5 protein-coding genes are annotated in these 4,754 nt (G+C 68.7%); 2 read left to right on the plus strand and 3 right to left on the minus strand.

Annotated elements, in window-relative coordinates; genetic code table 11:
• Positions 1–359: 359 nt before the first annotated feature.
• Genes GKQ77_RS27895 through GKQ77_RS27905 form a run of 3 tightly spaced genes read right to left on the minus strand, consistent with a single transcriptional unit; the run spans position 360 to position 2,761 of the window.
• Positions 360–1,166 (minus strand): MerR family transcriptional regulator, encoded by an 807-nt coding sequence (locus GKQ77_RS27895; RefSeq protein WP_219691694.1) that lies wholly within the window; start codon positions 1,164–1,166, stop codon positions 360–362.
• A gap of 15 nt (positions 1,167–1,181) precedes the next feature.
• Entirely contained in the window at positions 1,182–1,943 is a 762-nt protein-coding gene (locus GKQ77_RS27900; protein WP_219691695.1) for an ABC transporter permease, read from the minus strand.
• Complete coding sequence (locus GKQ77_RS27905) at positions 1,940–2,761, minus strand: ABC transporter ATP-binding protein (protein WP_219691696.1); 822 nt, start codon at positions 2,759–2,761, stop codon at positions 1,940–1,942. The genes GKQ77_RS27900 and GKQ77_RS27905 overlap by 4 nt, the downstream gene beginning before the upstream one ends.
• A 131-nt stretch (positions 2,762–2,892) precedes the next feature.
• On the opposite strand from GKQ77_RS27905, the gene GKQ77_RS27910 reads away from it, so the two are divergent.
• Positions 2,893–3,624 (plus strand): VWA domain-containing protein, encoded by a 732-nt coding sequence (locus tag GKQ77_RS27910; protein WP_219691697.1) that lies wholly within the window; start codon positions 2,893–2,895, stop codon positions 3,622–3,624.
• Positions 3,625–3,663: 39 nt separating this feature from the next.
• Positions 3,664–4,749 (plus strand): SDR family oxidoreductase, encoded by a 1,086-nt coding sequence (locus GKQ77_RS27915; protein WP_219691698.1) that lies wholly within the window; start codon positions 3,664–3,666, stop codon positions 4,747–4,749.
• Positions 4,750–4,754: the final 5 nt, after the last annotated feature.

Raw genomic sequence — 4,754 nt, forward strand, 5'->3', positions numbered from 1 at the left:
AGGGAAGGGTGTTCACGGGGGCGGGGACGGGGCCGACGGCAGGGCTGCTCGTTTCCTCGCCGCCGCCAGCTGCTGATGGCTAACGTGGGCTATCCGCAGACGAGATGAGAGATACACATGGTGGCTCATACGCTGGCTGAGCGCGTCCTCGCCGCACGGGCCACGCCGACGAGTGCTGGGTGTTCACACTGCCATGGAGCGACAGATCCCTCGTGGACGTGTTCACCGCGCCCACCCCCGACCCTGAGCGCCTTCGCCAATTGGTCCAGCTGGTGCGCGGCCTCGTAGGCGACTGGTGGGACCTCAAGAAATCCAACCGCCACTTCGCGAAGATGGGACACCGGTGTCCCTGAGCGATCTCAAAACGGTGCAGCACGGCCGACTGCTCCCGTGTTGAGTCTGTCGGCGGGCACTCGCTCGATGCGGGTCCAGCCCCTCCAGCCCCGCTCCTCCAGGATCTCCAACAGCCGTGCGGCGTGCGGTGAGGACTCGACCATGGTGGAGTCCAGCAGGTCGACGAACTGGTCGTCGATGCCGTCGTCGGCACCCGCCTCGCCGGCCTCCACCGCGCGAACCATCAAGCGCTCCATGAGGTCGGCGACCTCGACGATCCGCGGATCGTCGGCCGGCCAGTCGAGTGCCCCGCTGAGAAGGCTGTAGAGCTTCACCGTGCCGGGGTGTTCCAGCTCCTCGTGCTTCTTGGCGATCACGGCGTCGATCGCATGCGGCACCTGGGCGGCGATCATGATCCAGGCGTCCCGCTCCATCTCGATGTACCGCTCCTCAACTCCGAGACCGCGCAGCCGGTCGAGGTAGTCCACGACGCTCTGCGGAAGCGCCAGGTGTTCCCCGGCGGCGAGCCTGGCGAGTCGGCTGCGCGTGTCCTGCAGCCGCCGGATCTCGGCGCGCAGGGCCTTGTCGATCTCCTGGACGCCGTCGGCGAACCCCTCCGGGTCGGCGGCGAGGAGTTCCTGCACCCGAGCCAGCGGCACGCCGGAGTCCGCGAGGGTGCGGATCCGGATCAGCCGCACGACCGCGACGGCGTCATAGGACCGGTATCCGGACCGGTCGCGCTCCGGCTCCGGCAGCAGCCCGATCTTGTGGTAGTGACGTACCGCCCGCACCGTCACCCCGGCGTACGCCGCCAGTCGGCTGATCGTGAGCATGGGTCTCAGCCTGCCTCAGGCGATCTTCCGGCGATAGGCGGCCATCGCGAAGCCATACGCCACGACGAGGATGCCGACGCACCACGCGAGGGCGGCCCAGATGTCGTCACCGACCGGCTGCTCGGCGAACAGGTCCCGGATCGTGTTGACGATCGACGTCACCGGCTGATGTTCGGCGAACCAGCGCACCGGTCCCGGCATCGTCTTCGTAGGCACGAACGCCGAACTGACGAACGGCAGAAAGATGAGCGGGTAGGCGAACGCGCCCGCTCCCTCGACCGACGACGCGGAGAGCCCGGGAATCACGGCGAGCCAGGTCAGCGCCAGGGTGAACAGGAGCAGGATGCCGGCGACCGCCAGCCATGCCGACACTCCCGCCCCGGAGCGGAAGCCCATGAGCAGGGCGACGCCCATGACGAGCACGAGAGAGATCAGGTTGGCGACCAGAGAGGTGACGACGTGGGCCCACAGCACACCCGACCGAGCGATCGGCATGGACTGGAAACGTTCGAAGATCCCGCTCTGCACATCGGTGAACAGCCGGTACGCGGTGTAGGAGATGCCTGAGGCGATGGTCATGAGCAGGATGCCGGGCAGCATGTAGTTCACGTACGGGACCGACCCGGTATCGATGGCGCCGCCGAACACGTAGACGAACATCAACATCATGGCGACCGGTGTGAGGGCGGTTGTGATGATGGTGTCCGCGCTGCGGGTGACATGGCGCAGGGTCCGCCCCGTGAGCGCGACAGTGTCATGGAAGAAGTACGCGGTCATCGTCGTCCCCCAGTTGTCGTGCCGGTGGCGTCGCCCGTGGCGTCGCTCTTGTCGGTGCCCCCGATGACCGCGAGGAAGATCTCCTCCAGGCTCGGCTGCTTCTCGACGTACTCGACCTTGGCGGGCGGGAAGAGCTGCTTGAGTTCGGCGAGGGTGCCGTTCACGATGATCCGACCCTGGTGGAGGATCGCGATCCGGTCGGCCAGTTGCTCGGCCTCGTCCAGATACTGCGTGGTGAGCAGTACCGTCGTCCCGCGGCGGGCAAGCTCCCTGACCGCGTCCCACACCTCGATGCGCGCCTCGGGGTCGAGACCGGCCGTCGGCTCGTCCAGGAAGACCACCGGCGAATTCCCGATGAGGCTCATCGCGATGTCCAGTCGGCGGCGCATCCCACCCGAATACGTGGACACTCTCCGCGCGCCCGCCTCGTTCAGCGAAAAGCGCCTCAGCAGGTCGTCCGCAGTCGCGCCAGGGTTCTTGATGTGGCGCAGCCTGGCGACGAGCACGAGGTTCTCCCGACCGCTGAGGATCTCGTCGACGGCCGCGAACTGCCCGGTGAGACTGATGGACTCCCGCACGTACGCCGGTCGCGTGGCCACGTCGAAACCATTGACGCTCGCCGCCCCCGCGTCGGCTTTCAGAAGCGTGGCGAGGATCCTCACGGTCGTGGTCTTGCCCGCCCCGTTCGAACCGAGCAGGGCGAAGATGCTGCTCGGCGCCACGTCGAAGTCCACACCGCGCAGCACGTCGAGCTTCCCGTACGTCTTCTTGAGGCCTTGCACGCGAATGGCCGGGCCGGTGATCGATGGGGCTGTCATGGTCGTCTGCCTCCTTCGCGGACTCGTCCCGGGCGACTGCGCGGGACAACCTCCGGAAGGATGGAGGGTTGACCCAGCGTCAAGGTCAAGCGGGGGTCAGGAGCAGAGTGGCGGAACGGGATGGAGATCTGATGATGGTTGGTACGTCTGCGGTCAGTCTGGACAAGGTGGAGGCGCAGGCGCCTGGTCTGGTCTCGCTGTACAAGTCCGCTGCGGTCAGTCTGCGGAAGCACGATCTGGTGGGCTCACGTGCCGCGGTCTATCTGGTTCTTGACCGGTCCGGTTCGATGCGGCCCTTCTACAAGGACGGCACGGTCCAGCATCTGGCGGAGCAGGTTCTCTCGCTCTCCGCCCACCTGGACGATGACGCGGTGGTGCCGGTGACGTTCTTCTCCACCGACGTCGACGGGACAGCCGATCTGGGTCTGGACGGCTACCGGGGCCGGATCGGGAAGTCGCACGCGTCGCTGGGGCATATGGGGCGCACGAACTACCACTGGGCGATGGACGCGGTTTTGGATCACTACCTGGGCAGTGGGAGCACCGCGCCGGCTCTGGTGGTTTTCCAGACCGATGGCGGGCCCACCAGCAGGGCCGCAGCCGAGCAGTTCCTGCGCAAGGCGTCGCACCTGCCGTTGTTCTGGCAGTTCGTCGGCTTCGGTGACCCGGATGACAACGAGTTCACCTTCCTCCGCAGGCTCGACGAACTCGCTGTCCCGACGAAGCGCCTGGTCGACAATGCCGGGTTCTTCCCGGCGGGCAAAGACCCTCGCGCGCTGAGCGACGCCGTTCTGTACGACGCGCTGCTGCGCGAGTACCCGCATTGGCTGGCCGCCGCCCGCGCTCACGGAATCGTGCGATGACCATGGTGGTTTCGGCTCGCACGCGGTATCGATGCCCGCATGGCTGACGACAACGCACTGCCCGGCAGGGCCCTTCCGGGGCTGCCGGGTCCTCCCCCGCCTGGCGCGAGCGCGCTGCCGCCGGGTACGTACGACGGAACGGTCGTCCTGGTCACGGGCGGCGGGACGGGCCTCGGCAAGGCGATCGCGGCGGAGTTCGCGCGGCTCGGGGCGGACCTGGTGATCGCGAGCCGCAAGGAGGACCGGCTGAAGGCGGCGCGGGACGAACTGACGGCGCTGGGCGGTCGTGTGACGGCAGCGATATGCGACATCAGGGACCCGGACCGCGTCGCCGAGGTCTTCGACGCGGCGGGCGAGGCGTACGGCCTGCCCGACGTCCTGGTGAACAACGCCGCCGCGAACTTCCCCGTGCCCGCCGAGGACATGTCGCCGGGCGCCTGGAGCGCGGTCGTCGACACCACCCTCACCGGCACGTTCCTCATGACGCGCGAGTTCGGGCGCCGCCACCTCGCCGCGGGCACCCCCGGTTCCATCATCGATGTCGGGGCGTCGTACGCGTGGACGGGCGGCCCGGGCTTCGCGCACAGCGCGGCGGCCAAGGCGGGCGTCAAGAGCCTGGTGGAAACCCTGGCCGTGGAGTGGGGCCCGTACGGGATTCAGGTCAACGGCCTGGTGCCGGGGCTGATGCCGCACGGCGACATGACGGCGGAGATCCGGGGCAACCTCGACCGGGCGCGGGGCGTTCACGACCAGCGCCCCGCCGACGACATGGCCGCCCGCCAGCCCGCCCTCCGCGTCGGCCTCCCCCGCGAACTGGGCTGGGCCGCCACCTTCCTGGCCTCCCCCTACGCCCGCTTCATCACGGGCCACACCCTGGTGGTGGACGGCGCCAACTGGCAGCGCCGAGGCGTCGTCAGCCCACCGGTGACGACGGTCCGGGAGCAGCTGGGGAGGGACCCGTTCGAGCCGTTCAAGGGCTGCCCGAGGCGCGAAGGGCGCGGCTCGCCCGCCGGAGCGGAGGAAGCACCGGCCGACAGCCCGGTCGGCCCGGCCCGACCGAAAGCTCGGCCCAACCGCTCCGCCGAGCCGGGCGCCGCGCGGGATTCAGGAGCCGACGGCCAATAGGGCCC

It is taken from the genome of Streptomyces anatolicus, from assembly GCF_019400875.1.
In the GTDB taxonomy this organism is placed as follows: domain Bacteria; phylum Actinomycetota; class Actinomycetes; order Streptomycetales; family Streptomycetaceae; genus Streptomyces; species Streptomyces anatolicus.